The sequence below is a fragment of the Bacillus sp. BK450 genome (assembly GCF_004364885.1).
In the GTDB taxonomy this organism is placed as follows: Bacteria; Bacillota; Bacilli; order Bacillales; family Bacillaceae; genus Bacillus; species Bacillus safensis.
On the sequence record NZ_SOBQ01000003.1, the window covers coordinates 121,241 to 144,478 of the forward strand.

At 44.4% G+C, this 23,238-nt stretch carries 21 protein-coding genes; 20 read left to right on the forward strand and 1 reads right to left on the reverse strand.

Going from position 1 to position 23,238, the window contains the following annotated elements:
- Window positions 1-10 precede the first annotated feature (10 nt).
- The 12 genes from EV579_RS10525 (at window position 11) to cydC (ending at window position 14,656) form a co-directional block, all read left to right on the forward strand.
- Window positions 11-1,843, forward strand: a complete 1,833-nt coding sequence (locus EV579_RS10525) for an NEAT domain-containing protein (protein ID WP_133744389.1) — start codon at window positions 11-13, stop codon at window positions 1,841-1,843.
- A 76-nt stretch (window positions 1,844-1,919) separates the two neighbouring features.
- Window positions 1,920-2,813: a heme ABC transporter substrate-binding protein IsdE gene (gene isdE, locus EV579_RS10530; protein WP_133744390.1), complete on the forward strand. Its 894-nt coding sequence runs from the start codon at window positions 1,920-1,922 to the stop codon at window positions 2,811-2,813.
- 33 nt (window positions 2,814-2,846) lie between these two features.
- A complete protein-coding gene (locus tag EV579_RS10535; RefSeq protein WP_024427509.1) occupies window positions 2,847-3,833 on the forward strand; it encodes a FecCD family ABC transporter permease in 987 nt (328 codons plus the stop codon).
- Window positions 3,820-4,590 (forward strand): ABC transporter ATP-binding protein, encoded by a 771-nt coding sequence (locus EV579_RS10540; protein WP_133744391.1) that lies wholly within the window; start codon window positions 3,820-3,822, stop codon window positions 4,588-4,590. Before EV579_RS10535 ends, EV579_RS10540 begins: the two co-directional genes overlap by 14 nt.
- Before the next feature lie 26 nt (window positions 4,591-4,616).
- Window positions 4,617-5,366 (forward strand): class B sortase, encoded by a 750-nt coding sequence (gene srtB / locus EV579_RS10545; protein WP_133744392.1) that lies wholly within the window; start codon window positions 4,617-4,619, stop codon window positions 5,364-5,366.
- Between the two features lie 18 nt (window positions 5,367-5,384).
- A complete protein-coding gene (locus EV579_RS10550; RefSeq protein ID WP_133744393.1) occupies window positions 5,385-6,323 on the forward strand; it encodes an ABC transporter substrate-binding protein in 939 nt (312 codons plus the stop codon).
- Window positions 6,320-7,333 carry a FecCD family ABC transporter permease gene (locus EV579_RS10555; protein ID WP_133744394.1) on the forward strand — a complete coding sequence of 338 codons (1,014 nt, stop codon included), beginning with the start codon at window positions 6,320-6,322 and terminating at the stop codon, window positions 7,331-7,333. The genes EV579_RS10550 and EV579_RS10555 overlap by 4 nt, the downstream gene beginning before the upstream one ends.
- 7 nt (window positions 7,334-7,340) lie before the next feature.
- Window positions 7,341-8,456 (forward strand): heme oxygenase, encoded by a 1,116-nt coding sequence (gene isdG / locus EV579_RS19285; RefSeq protein ID WP_269196480.1) that lies wholly within the window; start codon window positions 7,341-7,343, stop codon window positions 8,454-8,456.
- Between the two features lie 322 nt (window positions 8,457-8,778).
- The gene (locus tag EV579_RS10565) at window positions 8,779-10,194 is read left to right on the forward strand and encodes a cytochrome ubiquinol oxidase subunit I (protein WP_133744395.1); all 1,416 of its coding nucleotides are present in this window, start codon (window positions 8,779-8,781) and stop codon (window positions 10,192-10,194) included.
- Window positions 10,181-11,197: a cytochrome d ubiquinol oxidase subunit II gene (cydB, locus tag EV579_RS10570; protein WP_133744396.1), complete on the forward strand. Its 1,017-nt coding sequence runs from the start codon at window positions 10,181-10,183 to the stop codon at window positions 11,195-11,197. Before EV579_RS10565 ends, cydB begins: the two co-directional genes overlap by 14 nt.
- Window positions 11,197-12,933 (forward strand): thiol reductant ABC exporter subunit CydD, encoded by a 1,737-nt coding sequence (cydD, locus tag EV579_RS10575; protein WP_133744397.1) that lies wholly within the window; start codon window positions 11,197-11,199, stop codon window positions 12,931-12,933. Before cydB ends, cydD begins: the two co-directional genes overlap by 1 nt.
- Window positions 12,923-14,656, forward strand: coding sequence for a thiol reductant ABC exporter subunit CydC (cydC, locus tag EV579_RS10580; RefSeq protein ID WP_133744398.1), 1,734 nt, complete (start codon window positions 12,923-12,925; stop codon window positions 14,654-14,656). The genes cydD and cydC overlap by 11 nt, the downstream gene beginning before the upstream one ends.
- A gap of 55 nt (window positions 14,657-14,711) precedes the next feature.
- Here cydC and EV579_RS10585 read toward each other — a convergent pair whose 3' ends face one another.
- The gene (locus EV579_RS10585; RefSeq protein ID WP_421727761.1) at window positions 14,712-15,722 is read right to left on the reverse strand and encodes a pectate lyase family protein; all 1,011 of its coding nucleotides are present in this window, start codon (window positions 15,720-15,722) and stop codon (window positions 14,712-14,714) included.
- A gap of 488 nt (window positions 15,723-16,210) precedes the next feature.
- On the opposite strand from EV579_RS10585, the gene sigY reads away from it, so the two are divergent.
- The 8 genes from sigY to celB all read left to right on the forward strand — a co-directional run bounded on the left by sigY (window position 16,211) and on the right by celB (window position 23,224).
- The gene (gene sigY / locus EV579_RS10590) at window positions 16,211-16,744 is read left to right on the forward strand and encodes an RNA polymerase sigma factor SigY (protein WP_133744400.1); all 534 of its coding nucleotides are present in this window, start codon (window positions 16,211-16,213) and stop codon (window positions 16,742-16,744) included.
- Entirely contained in the window at window positions 16,741-17,052 is a 312-nt protein-coding gene (locus EV579_RS10595) for a YxlC family protein (RefSeq protein ID WP_133744401.1), read from the forward strand. The genes sigY and EV579_RS10595 overlap by 4 nt, the downstream gene beginning before the upstream one ends.
- A complete protein-coding gene (locus EV579_RS10600) occupies window positions 17,049-17,261 on the forward strand; it encodes a hypothetical protein (protein ID WP_024423874.1) in 213 nt (70 codons plus the stop codon). The genes EV579_RS10595 and EV579_RS10600 overlap by 4 nt, the downstream gene beginning before the upstream one ends.
- A 311-nt stretch (window positions 17,262-17,572) precedes the next feature.
- Entirely contained in the window at window positions 17,573-18,943 is a 1,371-nt protein-coding gene (gene gdhA, locus EV579_RS10605) for an NADP-specific glutamate dehydrogenase (protein WP_133744402.1), read from the forward strand.
- An 82-nt stretch (window positions 18,944-19,025) separates the two neighbouring features.
- Window positions 19,026-19,139 carry a hypothetical protein gene (locus EV579_RS19175; RefSeq protein ID WP_223251037.1) on the forward strand — a complete coding sequence of 38 codons (114 nt, stop codon included), beginning with the start codon at window positions 19,026-19,028 and terminating at the stop codon, window positions 19,137-19,139.
- A 349-nt stretch (window positions 19,140-19,488) separates the two neighbouring features.
- Window positions 19,489-21,432, forward strand: coding sequence for a BglG family transcription antiterminator (locus EV579_RS10615; RefSeq protein ID WP_133744403.1), 1,944 nt, complete (start codon window positions 19,489-19,491; stop codon window positions 21,430-21,432).
- Between the two features lie 122 nt (window positions 21,433-21,554).
- Window positions 21,555-21,860, forward strand: coding sequence for a PTS sugar transporter subunit IIB (locus EV579_RS10620; RefSeq protein WP_003214824.1), 306 nt, complete (start codon window positions 21,555-21,557; stop codon window positions 21,858-21,860).
- Window positions 21,861-21,874: 14 nt separating this feature from the next.
- Window positions 21,875-23,224 (forward strand): PTS cellobiose transporter subunit IIC, encoded by a 1,350-nt coding sequence (gene celB / locus EV579_RS10625; RefSeq protein ID WP_133744404.1) that lies wholly within the window; start codon window positions 21,875-21,877, stop codon window positions 23,222-23,224.
- The last annotated feature ends 14 nt before the right edge of the window (window positions 23,225-23,238 follow it).

Here is a 23,238-nt window from a genome sequence, read left to right on the forward strand (position 1 = left end):
GTGTCACCATTTGAAACGTCTTTTTCATCTAAAGGCAGCCATTCTGCTCGTTTTATTCAGTTTGTTGACTGCGTTTCAGATTCCTCAAGGAACAGCTCAAGCGGCATCATTCGTTGATGGTGAATACACAGTCGGATTCACCATTTTAAAAAATGGCAGCACAGAAGCGTCCATGATGGATACCTATACAGAAAAGCCAGCTAAGCTGATTGTGGAAAATGGCAAGAAAACAGCCTATGTCACACTGAAGCAAAGCAAAGAAATAACAGATTTCAAGGTCGAACAAAATGGTGCTCTCGTTACCACTGAAACGGTCAGTGAGGACGAAACAGCCAATACACGTGTGATCAAATTTAATGTCGACGACTTATCAGCGAAATTAAACGGCTGGGTGAAAATTTACTGGGATTTAGGCGGCTTTATTTATGACGAAGCATATGACGTACAGCTTGCATTTGATCAAAGCAGCCTAACACTCGTTACGCCTGCAAAACCAGACGATAATGAAACAAAGCCAGATGATAACGAAACAAAACCAGATGACCAAAACGGTACAAAGCCAGACGATAACGAAACAAAGCCAGATGACCAAAACAGTACAAAGCCAGATGGTAACGAAACAAAACCAGATGACCAAAACGGTACAAAACCAGACGATCAATCGACAACACCAGGCAATAACAATGGCACAAAACCAGATGATTCTGCGCAAAATCAATTAAAAGATGGCGTATATCGTATTAATTACAGTGTGCTAAAAGGGGATACGGATGAGGCATCTCGAATGAGTGATTACTTCTCACACCCTGCATCCTTAACTGTCAAAAATGGAAAGCAAACCATTTCCTTTACGGTGAAGGACCATAAGTCTGTCGCTTCTTTAAAAACAGAGAAAAACGGTTCTTATCAAGAAGCCAAAACAGTCAGCAAGGATGAAGCAAAGAATACAAGAGTGGTTTCATTTGATGTAGATGATTTGAAAAACGAGGTCAAAGGAAAAGTACACATTGTAGTAGCAGCCGCTAACTATGACCAAACCTACGATATTCGTTTTCAATTTGATTCAAAGAGTATCGCTCCAGTGAAGGACGGGCAGGTGGTAGAGGAAGAAAAACCAGCTGCACCAGAAACACCAAAACCAAACACACCAACAACAGAAACAAATAACGGCGGAGCAAATCAAGAGACGGCTCAGCTAAAAGATGGTGTATACAAGCTTCCTTTCTCAATGAAGAAAGCAGATAAGGATGAGCTTTCTCGCATGAACGATTACGTTGTGAGTCCTGCGACACTGGTTGTAAAAAATGGCCGCCATTTCGTTTCATATACAGTGAAGAACAGCTCAGCCATCACGTCATTCCAAGTAGGAACAGGCGGAAAGTTTGAAGAGACACTTGTCGCGAAAACAGATCAAAAAGCAGATACACGTGTCATTCAATATGAAGCAAAAAGTTTAAGTGGAGCTCAGGCTGCACGCGTAAAGATTGATATTCCAGCTGCAAACTACCATGAGCAGTACGATGTCAAACTTGTCTATAATACAAAAGGAATCGCTCCTGGTGAGGGAAGCGGAATTTCAACAGTCATTGGAGACGATGAGAGCATCGGCTTTGTCAAAAATCCAAATGATCACGATTCTCAAACAAATCAACTTGAGAATGCAGCACCTGAGGAAACGGGTGCGGAGCAGATGACATTTACGCCATCAGATGATCAAACCAAATCTGAGTCTGGACAGCTGAATCCGAAAACGGGAGATACCTCTCTTCTTTGGGTGTATATTCTTTTATTCGGCGCTTCGTTATTCGTACTCGTTAGAAAATATCAAACACGGACAAGATAGTTCGTTTTATTTTAAGTGAGATGCGCCTTTTACCTCGGCGCATCCACTCTCTTTTTTCGAAAGGGGGCTTCTGTTTTTGAAGTATCGAATATTATGTACCTTGATCGCTGCCTTCACCTTCAGTGTGTGCATGATCTTATCGGGCTGCTCACAGTCAGCTGAAAGCTCAGCAAAAGGCAAAAAAAGTGCTGAATCAAGTGAGCGCATTGTGGCAACGACTGTAGCTGCTGCGGAGATCATGGATGCTTTAGAGGTGGATCTTGTCGGGGTGCCAACAAGTCAAAAATCCTTGCCAGCTCGTTACAAAGGACTGCCGGAAGTCGGCAACCCAATGAGCCCGGACATGGAAATCATCCAATCACTTCAACCGACAGATGTCCTGTCTGTCACAACCCTTCAATATGATTTAGAGACACCCTTTCAGCAAGCAGGTGTCCCTGCTACATACTTAAATCTTGAGAGCATGTCCAACATGGAGAAGGCCATCACGAAGCTTGGAGATCAGTATGACAGAAAGAAGCAGGCTGAACGCATTGTGTCTGAGTTTGAGCAAAAAAAGAAAGACATTCAAGAGAGGACGAAAGGAAAACGCAAGCCGTCCGTTCTGATTTTGCTTGGTGTGCCAGGCAGTTATTTGGTGGCGACAGAGAATTCATATATTGGTGATCTTGTGCGTATCGCAGGAGGAAAGAACATTGTGGAAGGCGAGAAAATGGAGTATTTGGCATCCAATACGGAATATTTACAAAAAGCCAATCCAGATATCATTCTCCGGGCCGCACATGGGATGCCAGACGAAGTCGTCCAAATGTTTGATGAAGAATTCAAAACAAATGACATCTGGAAACATTTCAATGCGGTCAAACAAGACCGGGTGTATGACCTCGAAGAAAGCTTATTCGGGACAACAGGCAATTTAAAGGCAGCAGAAGCATTAGATGAATTGACTCGTATGTTGTATCCGTCATAAGCGGCGAATCTTAATGATAAAAGGACGTTCAAGATGAAAAAAACAGGGATTTTATTTCTGATAGTCAGTCTCTTACTGGTCTGCGTGTTTATTTATTCAGCCATTACTGGGAGCATTCATGTCACCCCAATTGAATTATTAGAAGGGCTCATCACCGGTCAACATGCACAGGTAGAAATCATTAAAGATTTGAGAATTCCCCGCATGCTTATCGCGATGTTTACAGGGGCCGCCTTATCTGTCTCCGGTGTACTGCTGCAGTCGGTCATGAGGAATCCGTTAGCTGATGCCGGCGTCATTGGCATTTCATCAGGAGCCAGCTTCTTTTCATTAATGGCGATTACAGCGCTTCCTCAATTTTATTTCTACTCTCCTTTATTTTCGGTATTAGGCGGAGCTATTGCATGTTTCCTCGTGTATGTTCTGTCTTGGAAGGGTGGTTTAAGCCCGATCCGCATGATCTTGGTTGGGATCGCCATCAATGCCATGTTTACTGGAATGGCTGAAGCATTTGTGACCATTTGCAGCTATTTCAATATCACGATTAATCAGTCGGGACAGTCGAATCTCACGATGAAAACGTGGGGAGATGTCCGTTTAATCGGTGTCTATGGTGTCGCCGGCCTTGTCGTTGCACTCTTCTTCAGCAGGTGGTGCAACCTCCTGGCTCTTCAGGACAAGACAGCGAAAAATTTAGGATTGCGTGTGACCAGAATGCGCCTTTTGATTTCCATCACAGCCGTTTTACTTGCGGCGGTGACAGCTGCAGTAGCGGGCGTGATCGCCTTTGTCGGCTTGCTCATTCCGCACATTTCAAGAAGGCTTGTCGGCTCGGATCATCGGGTACTGATTCCATTTTCTGCGTTAAGCGGGGCTTTGCTTATTTTGACGGCTGATACGCTTGGCAGGACGCTTGTGGCGCCAAATGAGATTCCTGCTTCTACGATCATGGCCGTGATTGGCGGGCCGTTTCTAATCTTTTTATTAAGAAGGGGGGACCGTCTCCATGGACATTCGTGAGGTGTCATTCTCATATGACCAGCAGAAGGACATCGTTCAATCAGTCACAACAAAGATTGAAAAGGGGAAAATCACAACCATTATCGGTCCAAATGGCTCGGGAAAATCGACGCTGCTTTCCTTAATGGCGAATAATCATTGTCCAAATAAAGGGCAAATTCACTTAGACGGGCAAACGCTGAATACATTCAAGCCAAAGGAGCTGGCAAAAAAGCTCGCTGTCGTCCATCAGCAAAATGAAGCGCCGCTTGATTTAACGATCGAACGGGTCGTGGCATTCGGCAGAACGCCGTACCAGACGATGCGCGGAGGAGACAAGGAAGAGGATGAGAGAGCGATAGAGTGGGCGCTGTCCAGTACAAAGCTAACGGACAAACGAAAGGTGCCGCTCGCCTCACTGTCAGGTGGAGAGCGGCAGCGTGTATGGATTGCGATGGCACTTGCGCAAAAAACACCGATCCTTTTCTTAGATGAACCGACAACTTATTTGGATATTTACTATCAATTTGACATTCTTGAGCTGATCCGTGAACTGAATGCCGAGCATGGATTAACGATTGTCATGGTGCTGCACGACATGAATCAGGCTGTCCGCTACAGCGATATCATCATAGCGATGAAGGATGGACAGGTTATCAGTGAGGGACAGCCAAACGATGTGTTAACAGAGGAAAACGTGCGTCACATTTATGATGTGTCCGTCACGATTAGACAGGATGCAGAAACAGGGATGTACATCGTGCCTGTTGGTATATAAGCTGGGCAAAAAGCAGGTGAGACAGTGTGAAACGAGGAAAACGGCTTTGGCAGCGGATGCTGACGATCGTTTGTTTAGGCGTATTGATTTATAGCGGGACAGCTATCGGCTTCGAACTTTTCGGTTATTATCAAAATCGCCAGGTGCTTGCAAAGGCCCAGACGATGTATGGACATGAAGAAATGAATGAAAAACGGGAGACGGGAAAGATCCGTTCGTCATTTGATGAGCTGCGGAAGGTGAATGAGGACATTGTCGGCTGGATCAATATGGAGGATACGATGATTCAGTATCCGATCGTTCAATCTCACGATAATGCGTTCTACTTAACTCGTAATTATTTAAAAAACGACACCCGGGCAGGCAGTATCTTTATGGATTATCGTAATGACGTCCTGCATGAAAGCCCCAATACAGTGGTGTACGGCCATCGGATGAGGGATGGATCCATGTTTGCTGGACTAACAAACTATCTAAAAAAAGATTTCTTCCAAGAGCACCGGACATTTCAGTACGATACGCTGTATCAAAGCTATGAAGCGGAGATTTTTGCTGTGTATGAAACGACGGTTGACTTCGACTATATTCAAACCGATTTTCAAGATCTTGGCGAATATGCGCACTACTTGCAAGCTGTGCGGAAGAAATCAATCTATCAAACGAAGACAGACGTGTCCACAGATGACCTCATCCTCACCTTATCGACCTGTGATCATGTGCTTGCACCTAAAAGCGGGCGTCTCGTGGTACAGGCAAAGCTAAAGAAAGTTTACTAGAAAAGGAGAGACAGACGGTTGAAATTTTCACATGTGATCTTGGCGGGACTCGTCTTGATGCTTCTCCTCGGCGGATGCAGTCAGGCAGCACCTGTAGAGAAAGGAAGCGGGCAAGGAGCGCTGAAAATAAAGGATTTTACCGGAAGAACGCTGTCGTTTGATGAATCCCCTCAGCGTATTGTCGCCTTGTCGACCGGGGACATGAGTATTCTGTATGCTTTAGGCGGTAAGGCGGTCGGCCGGCCAACTGCTGAGTTACCAGACAGCTTACAAAAGGCAAAGTCCGTACAAACGATTGGCACAACGCATCAATTTGATGTAGAGCTGATTACAAGCTTAAAGCCTGATGTGGTGCTTGGAAATGAACAGTTAAACAGCAAGGACATCTCTACAATAGAAGGAATTGATTCACAGCTTCTTTTGACAAGTGCCAATTCAGTGAAGGACATCCAGCGCCAAATCTCATTATTTGGGGAGTTGCTCGGAAAGCAGCAAAAGGCTAAAGCACTCAATGATCAAATTGATGAGCGAAAAAAGCAGATCAAGCAGCCTAAGAAAAAAGTGAAAACACTCGTTGTGTACGGTGCACCTGGCACATATATGGCGGCACTTCCTCAATCCTTAAGCGGAGATTTGCTGCACATCGCCGGGGGCGCAAACATTGCTGAGAATGAACCGGCACTCGAAAAATTTCCTCAATACGCCCAAATTAATGCAGAAAAGGTGATCGAAGCCGATCCCGATCTCATTCTGCTCATGACACACAGCAATCCTGACGATGTGAAAGCGGGCTTTATGAGTGAAATGAAACAGAATGCAGCATGGCACGACGTATCAGCTGTCAAGAATGGCCGCGTGGAGATTCTGCCTAGTGATTTATTCGGGACGAACCCAGGCGCAGACGTCATCAAGGCGATTGATGAACTAGAGAAGAGATTGAAGCGATTGTCATCATGAAGGTGAATGCAGAGTTAGATTTTCAAAAAAGACAGTCGAGACGAAGATGGCTGATACCGGGACTGCTTTTCTCGCTAGGTGTGGGCATATGTCTAGGGCTTGCATTAGGTTCTGTTCAATTATCGCTGCCAGATTTGATCGCTGGTTTGACGGGATCAGGCCAGCCAGTCCATGAAAAAATCGTCATGGATTTACGTCTGCCTCGCGTTCTCATAGGTTTCATCGTCGGAGCCTGTCTTGCAGCATCAGGGGCCATTTTACAAGGAGTCGTCCGAAATCCACTCGCTGACCCCGGGATCATCGGTGTGACTGCTGGCGGTGGGTTAGCAGCTGTACTCAGCATGATTGTGTTTCCTCAATTCACATATCTGCTTCCAGCGGCTGCCTTCCTTGGCGCTTTATTAGCGGCACTTGTTGTGTATATTTTGTCTTTTGATCAAGGGGTTTCACCGCTGAAATTGATTCTGGCGGGTGTGGCAGTCAATGCCCTGCTTGGTGCGGTCATGAATGGGCTGATGGTGCTTTATAGTGAGCGTGTGCAGGCTGTTCTGCCTTTTTTATCAGGAGGATTAAATGGACGGAGCTGGCATCACCTGAGCTTTGTGTCACCCTATGCGCTTGCTGGATTGTGTCTTTGTTTTTTTGCGATCAAGCCGGCAAATCTTCTATTGCTAGGTGATGAGTCAGCGCAGCTGCTAGGCCTTAGAGTCGAGCGAACCCGATTTTTCTTAATTGCACTGGCGGCGCTTTTGGCGGGTGCAGCTGTAAGCGTGAGCGGTTTAATTGGATTTGTCGGTCTTGTCGTCCCTCATTTTATCCGCCTTTTAATTGGAGATGACTACCGTTACCTGCTGCCGATCTCAATGCTTGGCGGCGGCGTACTTGTGGTCTTTGCTGATACAGCAGCACGGGTATGGTTTACACCGGTTGAACTGCCTGTTGGTATTCTGCTTGCTTGTATTGGTGCACCTTTCTTCCTCTATTTATTAAAAAAGAAAGGGAGGGGTTAAGTTGGATGTGATTGCGATGGATGACGTGAGCCTCAGTCAAGGAGGCTTTCGATTGTCGTCTATTTCAGCAGCTGTGCCTAAAGGAAGTGTAACAGGAATTATTGGACCGAATGGGTCAGGGAAGTCGACGTTTATTAAAGCGGCCGCACGACTTACGTCGATTGAAAGCGGCATGATTTATATTCACGATATACCGCAAAAAGAAATGACAGCACAGGAGATTGCACAAGAAATCGCCGTTCTGATGCAGACGAGAACGGCCATCCCATCGATGACAGTACGTGAGCTGGTCGCACTTGGACGAAGTCCGCATCGTTCGATCTGGAAAAAGAGCTCGAAGACAGATCAGGAAGCGATAGAGTGGGCGCTTGATGTGACAAATAGCCGCGTGAATGAAAACAGGATGCTGCATACATTGTCAGGCGGAGAGAGGCAGAAAGCGTATATTGCCATGGCACTGGCTCAGAAGACAGAGACGATTATTCTGGATGAGCCTACCACTTACTTAGATATTGCGCATCAGCTTGATTTACTAGAGCTGCTCAAACAGCTGAATGAAACGCATGGGATCACCATTTTAATGGTTCTTCATGACCTGCAGCAGGCAGCAAAATATTGTGACCGCCTGATTGCAATGAAGCGTGGTCAGGTTTACCAAATAGGGACACCAAAGGAAGTATTAACAGAAAACTTTTTCAAAGAGGTCTTTGGGATTCAGGCAGAGGTTCACCTAGATGGAGAGCATCCGCTCATTATCCCAATCGCTTCGATCCAACAACAAAAGGGAGATGAATCAAACATGATCATTGTAAACAACCAGGTTAGAGTAGAAAAAGGCAGTGCAGACCACCTCGTCAAGCGTTTTAACAAGCAGGGACAAGTAGAATTCATGGAAGGATTTTTAGGCATGGAAGTCTGGGTCACACAGCAGACAACCGATTACGATGAAGTGACTATTCATACCCGCTGGAATCGAAAAGAAGACTTTGTGAACTGGACAAAATCTCAGGCATTTGGAGATGCACACGCTCATGGAAAAGCGAAACCTGAAGGCCTATTAAAAAACAAAATTACGTACTATGAAGTACAAGTGACAAGACCTGCTTTACAGAAAAAAGCTTAAAATAGAAACACAGCGCTGCGGCCCACATGCAGCGCTCTTTTTTTGCATTTTTTTATTTTCCGTCACATATTGTTGACAAAGTATTCAAATAACTGACACAATACCAACCAATTTTTAGGTAAAATTTACTTTATTTTTGAAGCGTATGGGTGTAAAGTACAGGTATAAATAACTAACCGAATGAAAATCAAGAGTAAAATTTCACCGAGTGAACCATTTCAAATGGACTTTTATTTGTGAAACATTGAACAAATAGTGAACATTTTGTGAAATGGTGAGCATGAATCGTTCGGCATGTAAAAGTAAGGGAGGATGTAAGGCTGTGAGTGAGCTGTTTTTAGCAAGATTTCAATTTGCTTCAACGACATTATTTCATTTTATTTTTGTTCCTATGTCAATAGGTTTGGTGTTTATCGTCGCATTGATGCAGACCCTTTATGTCGTCAAGAAAAAAGACATCTATAAAAAGATGGCGAAGTTTTGGGGTCACCTGTTCTTACTTAACTTTGCAGTAGGTGTGGTAACAGGGATTCTGCAGGAATTCCAGTTTGGGATGAACTGGTCAGATTATTCAAGGTTTGTCGGTGATGTCTTTGGTGCACCGCTTGCCATTGAAGCACTTTTGGCCTTTTTCCTTGAATCTACATTTATTGGACTTTGGATATTCGGCTGGGATCGTCTGCCGAAGAAGATTCATTTATTGTGCATTTGGCTTGTTTCCCTTGGTACGATCTTTTCGGCGTTTTGGATTTTACTCGCTAACTCATTTATGCAGGAGCCAGTTGGATTTGCCATTAAAAATGGCCGTGCAGAAATGAATGATTTTGGCGCTCTTGTGACGAACCCGCAGCTTTGGGTTGAGTTCCCGCACGTTCTGTTTGGTGCGCTGGCAACAGGAGCTTTCTTTATTGCAGGAGTTAGTGCCTATAAAATGATCAAAAAACAAGAAATCGCCTTTTTCAAAAAATCATTCCAGATTGCGATGGTCCTCGCTTTAATTTCTGGCTTAGGTGTAGCGTTTTCTGGACATGATCAAGCGAAGCACTTAATGAAATCACAGCCAATGAAGATGGCAGCAAGTGAAGCCCTTTGGAAGGATAGTGGAGATCCAGCGGCTTGGACATTATTTGCCAACATTGACACAAATAAAAAAGAAAACTCTGCGGAGATCAATATTCCGTTTGCCTTAAGTTATTTGGCTTATCAGAAGTTCAGTGGAGATGTTCCGGGCATGCTGACACTTCAAAAAGAATATGAAGCCAAGTTTGGCCCTGGAGACTACATTCCACCAGTGAAAACAACATTCTGGAGCTTTAGGATCATGGTCGGTGCCGGCATGCTGATGATTTTTGCTAGTATGATTGGCTTGTACTTAAGCTTTAGAAAGAAACTTGAAACAAACAAATGGTATTTACGCTTCATGGTATGGATGATTGCGTTCCCGTTTATTGCGAACTCAGCCGGCTGGATCATGACTGAGATCGGGCGTCAGCCGTGGACCGTCTTTGGTATGATGACGACGGCTCAATCGATTTCACCGAACGTATCGTATGGCATGCTGTTATTCTCAGTCATTAGCTTTACGGCGATGTATCTGATTCTTGCTATTGTGCTCGCCTACTTATTCATTCGAGAAATTAAAAAAGGTGCACATTCTGAAGAGGATACAGATCAAAAGGATGAAACGGACCTGTCTACAGATCCATTTGATGGAGGCGCATATCATGGCATATCTTAACGAGATTTGGTTTATTCTTGTCGCAGTATTGTTTGTTGGATTTTTCTTCTTAGAAGGATTTGATTTTGGTGTCGGGATGTCCATGCAGCTGCTTGGAAAGGACGCGCACGAGCGCCGCATTTTAATCAATACGATTGGTCCTTTCTGGGATGCGAATGAGGTCTGGCTGATTACAGCTGGCGGTGCTATTTTCGCTGCATTTCCTCACTGGTATGCCACGATGTTCAGCGGATACTATATTCCGTTTGCGGTTCTTCTCTTAGCGCTCATTGGGCGCGGAGTCGCCTTTGAATTCCGAGGGAAGGTTGAGAAAGCCTCTTGGATTAAGGCGTGGGACTGGGTGATCTTCTTTGGCAGTCTGCTTCCGCCGTTTTTGCTCGGTGTGTTATTCACGAGTATTTTACGCGGGATGCCAATTGATCAAGACATGAACATGTACGCTGGATTTACGGACTTTGTGAATCTTTATTCTGTGATCGGCGGGTTAGCTGTGACGGTTCTTTGCCTGCTGCATGGCTTGATTTTTGTCACACTTCGTACAGAGGGTGACTTAAGAGATCGTGCAAGAACACTGGGCCAGCGTGTCCTGCTCATTGCCCTCCCTGTTCTTGTTATTTTTGTCGGTGTGTCCATCATTGAAACAGACATTTATACCGTACGCCCGATCATCACCATTCCGTTAACTGTGCTGATTGTGGTTTGTTATATAGCTGCCCTTGTTTTGATGAGAAAAGAACGTGATGGCTGGACATTCTTATTTACAGGAGCAGGCATCATGGTGACGGTGTCCATGCTGTTCACTGCATTGTTCCCGCGCGTCATGATTAGTTCAATCAGCCATTCGTTTGATCTCACAATTCAAAACGCTGCATCTGGATCTTATTCACTGACGGTCATGACGATTGTTGCCGTTTCTTTGCTGCCCTTTGTGCTTGGGTATCAAATTTGGAGCTATTATGTCTTCCGTAAACGTGTAAGCGGTAAGGAGCCAATGACCTACTAATGGATAAACGTTTGCTTCAATTAAAAGGAATGAGAGGGCTTCTTGCCCTCTTAGGTATTGTGTCACTCATCCAAGGAGCAAGTATTATTTTCCAAGCACAGTGGCTGGCACATGCCATTACAACGCTGTTTGACGGGAAAAGCCTCTCGCAGGCAACGCCTTATGTCCTGCTGTTTCTTGCTGCCTTTGTTGTGCGGCACGGTCTCACCTTGATTCGGGAGAAGGTCATGTTTACCTACTCTTCCCGAATTGGAGCAGACGTCAGAAAGCAGCTGCTAGACCAACTCTTTCGATTAGGGCCTGCCTTTGCAAAGAAAAAAGGGACAGGAAAGCTTGTCACATTAGCAATGGAAGGAATTGCTCAATACCGTCAGTATTTACAGCTGTTTTTGCCGAAAATGGTGAACATGGCAGTGATTCCGGCGATGGTCCTTATCTACGTGTGGACATTAGATGAAACATCAGCCGTCATTTTAATTGTGACGCTGCCAATTTTAATTATTTTTATGATTTTGCTAGGCCTTGTTGCTCAGCGTAAAGCGGCCAAACAATGGAGATCGTATGAGAAATTATCCAATCATTTTACTGACTCTCTCCGGGGCCTTGAGACGCTTCGTTACTTAGGTATCAGCAAAAAACACTCCCGTAATATTGCGGAGGTGTCAAAGCGATATCGAAAAGCGACCATGAGTACACTGAAGGTCGCCTTTCTGTCATCGTTTGCCCTCGATTTCTTTTCCATGCTATCAATTGCAACCGTCGCTGTTTTTCTTGGCTTACGTTTAATTGAAGGAGAGCTTCTGTTATTGCCGGCTTTGACGGCGCTTATGCTGGCGCCGGAGTATTTCCTGCCGGTACGTGAAGTGGGAAATGATTATCATGCAACGTTAAATGGAAAAGAAGCGAATGAAGCCATGCAGGTCATTTTAGAAGAAAAAGGCTTCCGCGCCCAGGAGACACAATCTGTGCAGCTGAATAAGTGGGATGAACAATCCGTGCTCACCCTGCAGGATGTTTGTGTCCAGCATGACGAACATGCCCCTTATTCCATTCAGGATGTAGATCTCACTGTCAAAGGGAAGAAAAAAATCGGCATCATTGGTGCCAGTGGTTCAGGGAAATCGACGTTAACCGATGTTCTCGGCGGCTTTGTTGAACCGTCTTCAGGTCAAATTACGCTAAACGGCCAGCCGCTTGTTCATTTACAGATGAACGAATGGCAAAAGGAAGTTGTCTATATGCCGCAGCATCCCTATTTATTTCACATGACATTAAGAGAAAACATTCGTTTTTATGAACCGAATGCTACAGACGAAGAAGTGGAAAGAGCTGTGCATGAGGCTGGCTTATCTCAGCTGGTTACGCAGCTGCCAAATGGACTGGATGAGGTCATTGGAGAACAGGGAAGAGAGCTAAGCGGCGGACAGGCGCAAAGAATTGCGCTTGCTCGAACTGTGCTGGGCCAGCGGTCCATTATGCTGTTAGATGAACCAACGGCGCATCTCGATATTGAAACAGAGTATGAACTGAAGAAAACAATGCTTCCACTGTTTGAACATAAACTTTTGTTCTTAGCGACACACAGACTCCATTGGATGCCGGACATGGATGAAATCATTGTCATGGATCAAGGAACCGTCGCAGAAATGGGGACACATGAATCATTAATGCAAAGAAAAGGCGTTTATTATCAATTGGTACAGGAGCAAATGGGGGCGGTCGCACATGGTCAGTAAAGGCTGGTTTATACCTTATATCAAGGAGAATCAAAAGCTGTTTGCCTTGGTTTTATTTTTAGGAGCCATTGCGGTATTCTCTGCTTCTATGCTGATGTACACGTCTGGATTTCTCATTTCAAAAGCTGCGACAAGACCTGAGAATATACTCATGGTCTACGTCCCAATCGTGGCTGTACGTACCTTTGGTATTTCGCGCTCTGCTGCCCGCTACGCAGAAAGGCTGGCAAGCCATCAGCTCATTTTGACAATGATTGAAAAAATGCGTGTACGCCTCTATGACATGGCTGAACGAAGTGCCAAACAGACAAAGCTGGGGACAGGTGAAATGCTTGGTCTCTTGTCAGATGATGTGGAGAGACTGCAGGACGCCTATTTAAAAACCATCTTTCCTTCCATCGGTGCACTGCTTTTATATGCCGCATCCATTGGAGCACTTGGCCTTTTTTCATGGCCTTTTGCTGGACTGATGCTGCTTTATATGGCACTTCTCGTATTCGTTTTCCCATACGTCACAGTGCTTGTGAACCGGGCAAGACAAATTCAAATGAAAAAAGGCAGAAATGAACTGTACAGCCATTTAACAGATGCAGTCATGGGCGTTAGTGACTGGCTGTTCAGCGGCAGGCAGAAAGATTTTGTGGATGGATATGAGCAGAAAGAAGCACAGCTGTTAGCACTTGAAGCAGCGAAACACCGATTTATCCGCGTGCGTCAATTTTTGGCACAGCTCTTGATTGGAGGAGCTGTCGTGCTTGTTGTGTATTGGAGCGGCTCGGTCGTTCAGTCAGGATCCATGTCACACACACTGATTGCAGCCTTTGTGCTTGTGCTGTTTCCGTTAACAGAAGCCTTTCTTCCGCTGTCAGATGCAGCAGGTGATATTCCCGTCTATCAGCATGCCGTCAGCAGATTACATCATTATGAAAAGCAGTCATATGAAGGAGAAGCTGAGAGCAAGGCAGTGGATCAGTCAACCATTTCTCACGATGAAGCTGTCTGTTTTAATCAAGTGTCCTTTCGGTATGACACGCATCAATATGTCCTTCAAGACCTGTCCTTTTCTCTGAAGCAAGGGGAATCACTCGCGCTTTTAGGAAAAAGCGGTGCAGGCAAATCGACCATTTTAAAATTGTTAGAAGGGGCAGTCGTTCCAAATCAAGGAGCGGTCAGCATTCAAGGGAAATCGGTTCAAAGCCTTCAAGAGAAGGTGTCTGCCTATGTGTCTGTGCTCAATCAACAGCCTTATTTATTCGATACGTCTGTTTTAAACAATATTCGTTTAGGATCTCCAGAGGCGACAGAAGAGCAGGTGAAAGAAGCAGCAAGACAAGTGCAGCTTCATGATTACATTGAGTCTTTGCCAGAAGGTTATCATACTGGTGTTCAGGAGACAGGGGTTCGATTTTCAGGTGGAGAAAGACAGCGTATGGCGTTAGCTCGGATATTGCTGCAGGACACGCCGGTTGTTGTTTTAGATGAACCGACGGTCGGGCTTGATCCGCGGACAGAGCGTGAATTACTTGAAACCATCTTCCGTGTGTTAAAAGGGAAAACAGTTATTTGGATTACCCATCACCTGACTGGCTGTGAGGCATGTGACCGCATCATGTTTATTGAAGACGGGCGCATTGAGATGCAGGGTCAGCATCAGGATTTACTGAAAGAAAACCCGCGCTATCAAAAATTGTATGAGATGGATCGACCGTTTTCTACTATCTAAATAAATGACATGACAAGAACGTTCGGACAGAGATTCTGCCCGAACGTTTTGTGGTTTAAGGGTTTACTTTTCCAACACCGGCATTTGATACAACTTCTGATTTCACATTGTTCACGTTAAGCAAAGAGTAGTTATAAGGAGGATTGTACGTACCTGTTGAAGACGTTGGCAGACTGCCTGTGCTGTTAATAAATGAGTTGTTGATGACATGCCATGTACCGACTTGGCGGCTGTCCCAGCTGCCGATCGCATTGTTCGTATTTTCAAATACGTTGTGCTCAATTCTCATCTTTGCGCCCATACGCGAGTTAATCGCTGTCGTTTGGATGCCTTTATAGTAGTTGTTATAAACATGACCTTCCCCATAGCGCATAGATGGTACACGAGAGTTTAGATTTTCAAAGCGGTTGTTGTGGAATGTGATTTTCCGGTTGTAGTTGTCGTTATCAGAGCTGCCCATGAGCATTGTTTTCCAGCTGTCATGAACATAGTTCCATGAGAAGGTAATATAATCGGAATCATTTTTTACATCAAATAAACCATCATAATCATCTTTACCAGAGTTTAATGTATTGTACAGTTCATTGTGGTCAACCCATACGTTTTTAGAACCGCCTTCAATCCCGATGGCATCTTTGTCACCGATTTTGCTGTGGTGGATTTTCAAGTTGCGGATGATGATGTTATTGGCGCGCCATACTTTAATGCCAATCCCATTCAATTCGCCGTTCGTCCCTTTACCGACGATCGAGACATTATTCGTATCTTTCACATCGATTTTATTGGCTGATGTATTAGAGGGGGTAATCGTCCCGTCTACAACAATTTTTAATTTTTCGTTTGTTCCTTTATTTTTGAGGGCAGCCAATAGTTCATTTCCAGTTTTGACTGTGACGGTTTTACCGCCTTCACCGCCTGTTGTGCCGCCATTTAATGTGGAGAAGCCTTGTTGATTAAAGTTGGCCATAATAGAAGGGCTTTCTGGATATTTGGCTGCTGCCTTTGCCTCCCCGTTTGGTGCAAATAATGAAGTGACGAGACCGACAGCTAATACACCGGCTAACATTGGAATTTTTCTCTTCAAAGTCAACATCTCCATTCTATTTTATTTTAATGAAAACGTTTCCAAAATAAGCTGTGATTCAACCAATCCTCCTTCCTTCACAAGCATCGCTTCTTTCGGAATGTAGGATGAGCATAGCATGCAAAAAGGTATCATCGGCTAAGGATAGGTGCAGCGTATTCCATGATTTTCTAGGAAGCTAAGCCAATGATTATTTCATTTTCATCTTCATGAGATAAGGACCATTGTCGATAGGTATGAGGATGACATCTTGATTATGGAGAGGAGGCTCTCCGTTTCGTAGAAAATCAAGATGATTACGAACGCATCATTTTGTTAGAGAAGAAGGAATGCCATAATCATTACATAAGAAAAAATTGGATATAAAACGAGAATCATAGAAGATATGCTAAAAAATAAGGTCCATTTTAAACGATATTGTCATCCGTGTCGTCTCATGAGTAAGAGAAGAAAAGGAAGGAGGGGCGTGTTTGGAGCAGACAGAAGAGACATTATTGATTCAGCGGGCAAAACAGGGAGATGATGCCGCGTTTACAGCCCTTTATCGGCATCATTATTCCTTTCTTTACCGATATATGTTGAAGCTCACCCTTCAACAAGAGCTGGCAGAGGAAATCATGCAAGAAACGATGCTGAAAGCGTATATGAAACTTTCTTCATTTAGAGGAGATGCCTTATTTTCAACCTGGCTCATTTCGATTGCATCTAGGCAATTTTTAGATCACCAGAAGAAAAGAAAACGTGAACAATTGAGAGAAGGAAAAGCGAATCAGGAGGCCATACGCCGTTTCAAATGGGACGTTCAGCAAAAGGGGAACACATGGCATGACATGTGGGATGCTTTAAATGGATTAAATGCTCAGGAGCGAGCACCAATTATTCTGCACTATTATTATGGCTTTACCTACCCAGAAATGGCTTCAATGCTCGGAATGAGAGAAGGTACTGTGAAATCGAGGGTTCATCATGGATTAAAGAAAATTCGAAAGGAGTGGGATTTATGAAGGAAGATCGTATGACCGAACGTTTAAAAGAAGAGCTTAAGCAGCTAGACGAACAAATTGAAGTGGAAAAGCCAAGTGAGCAGGCTGTCATGATGATGCTGAAACAGGCGAAGGAACAAGAGAAAAGGCGTTTAAAACAAGAAGTGCTGGCATACATTCTGATCAGTTTGACCATTCTGGCACTCTTTGCAGCTGCCATTACCCATCTGCCTATCATCTTCATTGTTCTCCAAATAGTGAGCCTCCCCATCTGCTTTGTTGTTGGCTACAAGGAATATCAACATATCAAAGGAGGGTCTTCCTTATGAGTCAGACGGAAATGATCATCTTATTGTGCGTCTTGCCGTTATTGTTTGCACAGGGCTTTCTTTTATTTATGGATGCAAAGAAAAGAGGGCGTTACAAGTGGTTCTGGGGCATTGTCGGTCTCATTAACTTTCCATCGTCTTCTATTTTATATTGGCTTTGTGTCGTGTTACCTGATCGAAAAAGAGGCGGGAAGCCCCGAAAAGATTGAGTGCATTCGATCAAACTTTTGACCCTTTTTTCGTTGGAAAACGAGCTAGAAATTCATCATGATTCATGTATTTGTCAAAGAAAACGGGACGAGAAACATTCGCTTGTTCGTTTCTAGCACATTAGTCATTCCTTGAGCGCTTATTTTTAATGACAATCGCTGCGGCTGCTTGATCTATCTCAATTCGGCATCATTTTCATCTGTTATCAATATTGATCAGATTTTACAATTGGTGTTAAATTAGTCTCAATATGCGTTAGAAAATCTAACAATTAAATGTGTGAAGATATCTACAAGGAGGCAGATGCGACATGTTGACCTTAGATCGAGCAGCACAAACAGCACAAAGCTACATCCACCGTGTGTTAGAAGAGGTGGAAAAACGAAATCCCGGAGAAGAGGAATTCCAGCAAGCCGTAAAAGAAATTCTGGAATCACTCGTCCCAGTTTTTGCAAAGCATCCAGAGTATGAAAAACAAGGCATTTTAGAACGGCTCATTGAGCCTGAGCGGCTTGTGGTATTTCGAGTGCCATGGGTAGACGATGAGGGCAAAGTACAAGTCAATCGAGGATTTAGGGTTCAATTCAATAGTGCTATCGGTCCTTATAAAGGAGGCATTCGTTTTCATCCAACCGTCAATGCTAGCATTATCAAATTTTTAGGGTTTGAACAAATCTTTAAAAATGCACTGACTGGTATGCCGATTGGTGGAGGGAAAGGCGGATCGGATTTTGATCCTAAAGGGAAGTCTGATGGAGAAATCATGCGTTTCGTTCAAAGCTTTATGAGTGAACTCGGCCGATATATTGGACCTGATCAAGATGTGCCAGCAGGTGATATTGGTGTAGGAGCACGCGAAATTGGCTATATGTTCGGACAGTACAAGAAAATGCGCGGTGCTTATGAAGCGGGTGTACTCACGGGGAAAAGCCCTGGATTCGGAGGCAGCTTAGCGAGAAAAGAGGCAACAGGCTACGGACTGGTGTACTTCATGGAGGAAATGCTGAAAGCACATGGTCTTCAATTTGAAGGACGTTCCGTTGTTGTGTCGGGCTCAGGAAATGTGTCTATCTATGCAATGGAAAAGGTAATCGAATTAGGCGGTAAGGTTGTGGCTTGCAGTGATTCAAGCGGAGCGATTTATGATCCTCAAGGAATTTCGCTTGAAACCATCAAGCGGCTCAAGGAAGTCGAGAATCAGCGGATTGGGGCATACATAGACATTCACCCGCATGCTGAATTGATTGAAGATTGCGAACAAATTTGGTCCGTTCCTTGTGATATTGCGCTGCCATGTGCAACACAAAATGAAATATCAGAGGCGCATGCACAGCAGCTTGTGGCAAATGGTGTCATCGCTGTAGGAGAGGGAGCCAATATGCCATCCACTCTTAAGGCGGTCAAAGTATTTGAAGAGAATCGTATTTTATTTGCGCCAGCAAAAGCGGCCAATGCTGGAGGAGTAGGTGTATCAGCATTGGAAATGGCACAAAACAGTGCAAGAATATCTTGGACATTTGAAGAAGTAGATGCTCAGCTGAAACAAATGATGCAGTCTATTTATCGTCAGTGTACAGAGACAGCAGACGAATATGGACACTCAGGGAACATCATGGTTGGAGCAAATATTGCAGGATTTCGTAAAGTGGCAGATGCCATGATCGCACAAGGCGTGATTTAACTCCTGCTCTCCCGCACCTGTTTATTTCATGACAAGATGGGGAATCGTCCTTTAAGAATGACAATAAGGAGGCGCGGGAGAAATGAAAAAATGGCTGAAACAAATTGTCAAATGGGCACCTGTGATTTATCCATTGGTGAGAAAAATATATAAAGAGCGAAAAGCATCTAAACGTCGTAACGTATCAGCCGGATAATCCGGCTTTTTTTTATGCAAACATACAGAGCCTGTGTACAGGGACATTTGATCATGCAGCAGGTACGCATGAAAAAAGATTGGTTGTCTTTACCCAGCTGATCTCTTCATAAAGAAGGCGGGTACACGATGGTGTACGCCTTTTTTTCGTGGTTTTCGCAAGTATCTTTCAAAAAGATTCATAGGACATTAGATATGGTTAGTTATATAAATAGGGGCATTTGTCATATAAATGAGTTGGCAATTTTTATTTCTTTTCAGTAGAATATGAGTAATGAAGAGAACTGCAAGCGTATACAACTTGTCCAGACAAGGCAGATTCTCCACCCCTACATAAGGAGGCCGATCTGATGCTGAGTAAAAGACTGGCGCACATCTTAAGTCAGCTCATGGCAGCTGAGACCCCGCTCACAAGCGCTGCACTTTCTGCCAGTTTACAAGTGACAAGCCGCACCATTCGTACAGACATCAAAGAACTGAACGACCGTCTTGCCCCTTATCAAGCAACTGTAACAGCTGTTAGAGGAGCCGGCTATGAGCTGTTGATCAACGATGAGAATGCCTTTCGCCGTTTTATGAAGGAGGAGGTCGAGCAGGAAGAGCCGCTTGCTGTGCTGCCAGAGGAGCGTGTTCGGTTTATTTTAAAAAGGCTTCTTTTGGCAGAATCCTATGTGAAGCTGGAGGATTTACAGGAGCAGCTGTTTATTAGTAAATCAACGATGAGCAACGATGTGAAATCGGTCAAACGTAAGCTGGATCCCTTTGGTCTGAAGCTGGAAGCGAAGCCGGGCAAAGGCTGCCGAATCAAGGGATCAGAGATGAAAATCCGTTATTGTATGTCAGAATATTTATTCAATGAACGTCGTTCTTATCAAACGATGCTGAACACAGCTGTTACCATTTTGCCAAAGCATGAACTCGAATTGATTCAGAAAACAATGATCAATTATATCAATGAGGAAGGTATGAATCTATCAGACATTTGCATGAATAATTTAATCGTTCATGTCGCCATTGCCTGCAAACGAATTAGACACGGAAACTATGTATCTGTTCTTCCAGAGGAAATCAGCGAAATTCCCCGGGCAAAGGAATATAAGGTCGCTAAAAAAATGGTGGAGCGTCTTGAAGGGCTGCTGGATGTCTCATTTCCACAAGAGGAAATCGTCTATATCACCATTCATTTACTAGGAACAGCCAAAATGGTACAGTCCTTTTCCTCGAGCGGTCAAAAACAAATTGTAGATGATGACACGAGCCGGCTTGTACAGCTCATGCTGAAGGCTATTGATCAAAAACTGCAGCTTGATTTAGCCGGTGATACGGAACTAATGATTGGATTGAGTCTGCACTTAAAGCCTGCCATCAACCGATGTAAATATGGAATGAACTTAAGAAATCCGATGCTTGATGAAATCAAAGCGGGGTATCCCCTTGCTTTTGAAGCGGGGATTATCGCCAGCAGGGTCCTTGAAGAAGAGGAGGGGCTGAGTATTCATGAGAATGAAATCGGATATATGGCGCTTCATTTTGGTGCGGCATTAGAGCGGAGGAAAATGGAGATCCCGCCGAAGCGGTGTCTCATTGTCTGTGCGTCTGGTGCAGGGAGTGCAAGGCTGCTGCAGGATCGTTTGCAGTCACAATTTGGGTCAAAGCTGACCATTTTAGGAACAGCAGAGCTGTATTCGCTTCCGCATGTCTCTTTGCATGCCTTGGATTTGATTATTACAACGATCCCAATTCATATGGATTTACCGGTTCCAGTCATTCAAGTGAACACCATTTTGGGAGGCGGTGATTTTTTAAAAATTGAAGAAGCCCTGACGAGTGAAACAAGGGTGACATTGGCCTCGCAATATATGAAAAAGGAATTGGTTTTTACAAAACGCCCCTTTCACACAAAGGAAGAGGTCATCACCTTTTTAACGCAAAAAGTCATCGATATGGGATTAGCGCCAGCTGAGCTCACACCATCTGTCAAGGAAAGAGAAGAGGCTGCGCCTACCTCTTTCGGACATTATACAGCGATTCCGCACCCGATGACGCCGCTGACAGATGAGACGTTTTGGGCGATATGTACATTAGAAAAACCAATCATTTGGGGAGAGAAAAAGGTTCAATTTGTCTGCCTGCTTTGTGTCGAAAAAGAGAATGCCAAAGATTTAAAAGGCATGTACCGCCTGCTGGGGGAGCTTGTGCATAATGTAAAATTCATTCAGCACCTGATCGCCTGTGATACATTTGAAGACATGCTTGATATCATGTATAAAAAGGCTCCTTCGTACAAGAACTAACTGTGTGATATTAACTTTTTCCGCTTCCTAAAGGAAAAAGTATGGGTGTTTATGAAAGCGGTTTCATAATATGATGATTGTGTAAAGAATAGCTTCACACTTTGAAAAGGGGGCGTTTACACATGAACATCTTATTGGTTTGCGCAGCAGGTATGTCTACAAGCTTACTTGTCACAAAAATGGAGAAAAGCGCACAAGAACAAGGAAAAGATTATCGTATTTGGGCAGTATCTGGAGATTCTGCGAAAAATCATATTGATCAAGCCGATGTGCTTTTATTAGGACCTCAGGTTCGATATTTATTACCGCAAATGAAAAAGCTCGGAGAAGAAAAAGGAATCCCAGTAGACGTGATTAATACTGTGCATTATGGCGTATGTAATGGCGCTGAGGTTTTAAAATCTGCTGAACAGTTAGTGAACGGATAAAGGGGGCGGAGGGGATGAATGGATTCAACCGATTTCTAGAAGAGAAGGTCATGCCGTTTGCAGGGAAGATTGCCGCTCAAAGACATTTACAAGCATTGCGTGACGGAATTGTTTTAACCATGCCTCTCATTATTGTCGGTTCACTGTTTCTCATTTTAGCCAACCTTCCGATCCCAGGATACAGCGATTTTATGGCAAGTATCTTCGGAGCAGAATGGGCCACGAAACTATCCTATCCTGTGAATGCAACCTTTGACATTATGGCACTTGTTGCGACCTTCGGGATTGCTTACAGGCTTGCTGAAAAGTATGCCGTTGATGCGCTATCATCTGGTGCGATCGCTGTTGCGGCTTTCCTTTTGGCTACACCATATCAAGTACCTTTCACACCTGAAGGCTCAACAGAAGCTATCCTTGTGGGCGGGGGAATTCCTGTCACACTGATGGGCAGTAAAGGCTTATTCGTTGCCATGATTATTGCCATGCTTTCAACTGAAATTTACCGCTTTATTGTTCAGCGGAACATCGTCATCAAAATGCCTGATGGTGTACCGCCAGCAGTCAGTAAATCGTTTATTGCACTTATTCCAGGTTTTGTGGTCATCACTCTGATCTGGGTCGCTAGACTTGTGATTGAGATGACACCTTTTGAGAGTATTCATAATATCATCACGGTCTTAATTGGCACACCGCTATCGATTCTTGGGGGAAGCTTAGGCGGCAGTATCGTTGCGATAGGTGTGCAAATGCTCCTCTGGGCATGTGGTATTCACGGAGCCACCATTGTCGGGGGCGTCATGGGGCCTATTTGGCTCGGTGCAATGGATGAGAACCGCCTTGCATTCCAAGCAGGAGAAGTGCTGCCGAATATTTTCACAGCGCAGTTCTTTGAAATCTTCATCAACGTCGGCGGAAGCGGCGCAACGCTTGCTTTGGTGCTGACCATGATCTTACGCGCCAGAAGTAAACAAATGAAACAGCTTGGCCGTCTTGCCATTGGGCCAGCCATCTTTAACATCAACGAACCGATCATTTTTGGAATGCCGATTGTCATGAACCCAATGCTCCTCATTCCGTTTATCCTTACGCCAATCATGATGATCATCACCACATATATCGGAATGAGCACAGGGCTTGTGGCAAAACCAGCCGGGATCGCTGTCCCATGGACCATGCCGCCAATCATTTCAGGCTATCTCGCCACAGGAGGCAAAATCTCTGGTGCTGTCATGCAGCTGATTAACCTTGCGCTGTCATTTGCTCTATACTACCCATTCTTTAGAATGTGGGATAAGCAGAAATTGAAAGAAGAAAGTGAGCTAGAAACAAAAGCATCAACTGATGAAAATGTCGTCAGCATGTAATAGAGGGAACAAGG

Bases quoted from the DNA above. Each gene is read 5' to 3' on its own strand.
- EV579_RS10535 (WP_024427509.1), top strand. From the start codon at position 2,847: ATGAAAAAAACAGGGATTTTATTTCTGATAGTCAGTCTCTTACTGGTC.
- EV579_RS10540 (WP_133744391.1), top strand. From the start codon at position 3,820: ATGGACATTCGTGAGGTGTCATTCTCATATGACCAGCAGAAGGACATC.
- EV579_RS10555 (WP_133744394.1), top strand. From the start codon at position 6,320: ATGAAGGTGAATGCAGAGTTAGATTTTCAAAAAAGACAGTCGAGACGA.
- cydB (WP_133744396.1), top strand. From the start codon at position 10,181: ATGGCATATCTTAACGAGATTTGGTTTATTCTTGTCGCAGTATTGTTT.
- cydD (WP_133744397.1), top strand. From the start codon at position 11,197: ATGGATAAACGTTTGCTTCAATTAAAAGGAATGAGAGGGCTTCTTGCC.
- cydC (WP_133744398.1), top strand. From the start codon at position 12,923: ATGGTCAGTAAAGGCTGGTTTATACCTTATATCAAGGAGAATCAAAAG.
- EV579_RS10585 (WP_421727761.1), bottom strand. From the start codon at position 15,722: ATGTTAGCCGGTGTATTAGCTGTCGGTCTCGTCACTTCATTATTTGCA.
- EV579_RS10595 (WP_133744401.1), top strand. From the start codon at position 16,741: ATGAAGGAAGATCGTATGACCGAACGTTTAAAAGAAGAGCTTAAGCAG.
- EV579_RS10600 (WP_024423874.1), top strand. From the start codon at position 17,049: ATGAGTCAGACGGAAATGATCATCTTATTGTGCGTCTTGCCGTTATTG.
- gdhA (WP_133744402.1), top strand. From the start codon at position 17,573: ATGTTGACCTTAGATCGAGCAGCACAAACAGCACAAAGCTACATCCAC.
- EV579_RS19175 (WP_223251037.1), top strand. From the start codon at position 19,026: ATGAAAAAATGGCTGAAACAAATTGTCAAATGGGCACCTGTGATTTAT.
- EV579_RS10615 (WP_133744403.1), top strand. From the start codon at position 19,489: ATGCTGAGTAAAAGACTGGCGCACATCTTAAGTCAGCTCATGGCAGCT.
- EV579_RS10620 (WP_003214824.1), top strand. From the start codon at position 21,555: ATGAACATCTTATTGGTTTGCGCAGCAGGTATGTCTACAAGCTTACTT.
- celB (WP_133744404.1), top strand. From the start codon at position 21,875: ATGAATGGATTCAACCGATTTCTAGAAGAGAAGGTCATGCCGTTTGCA.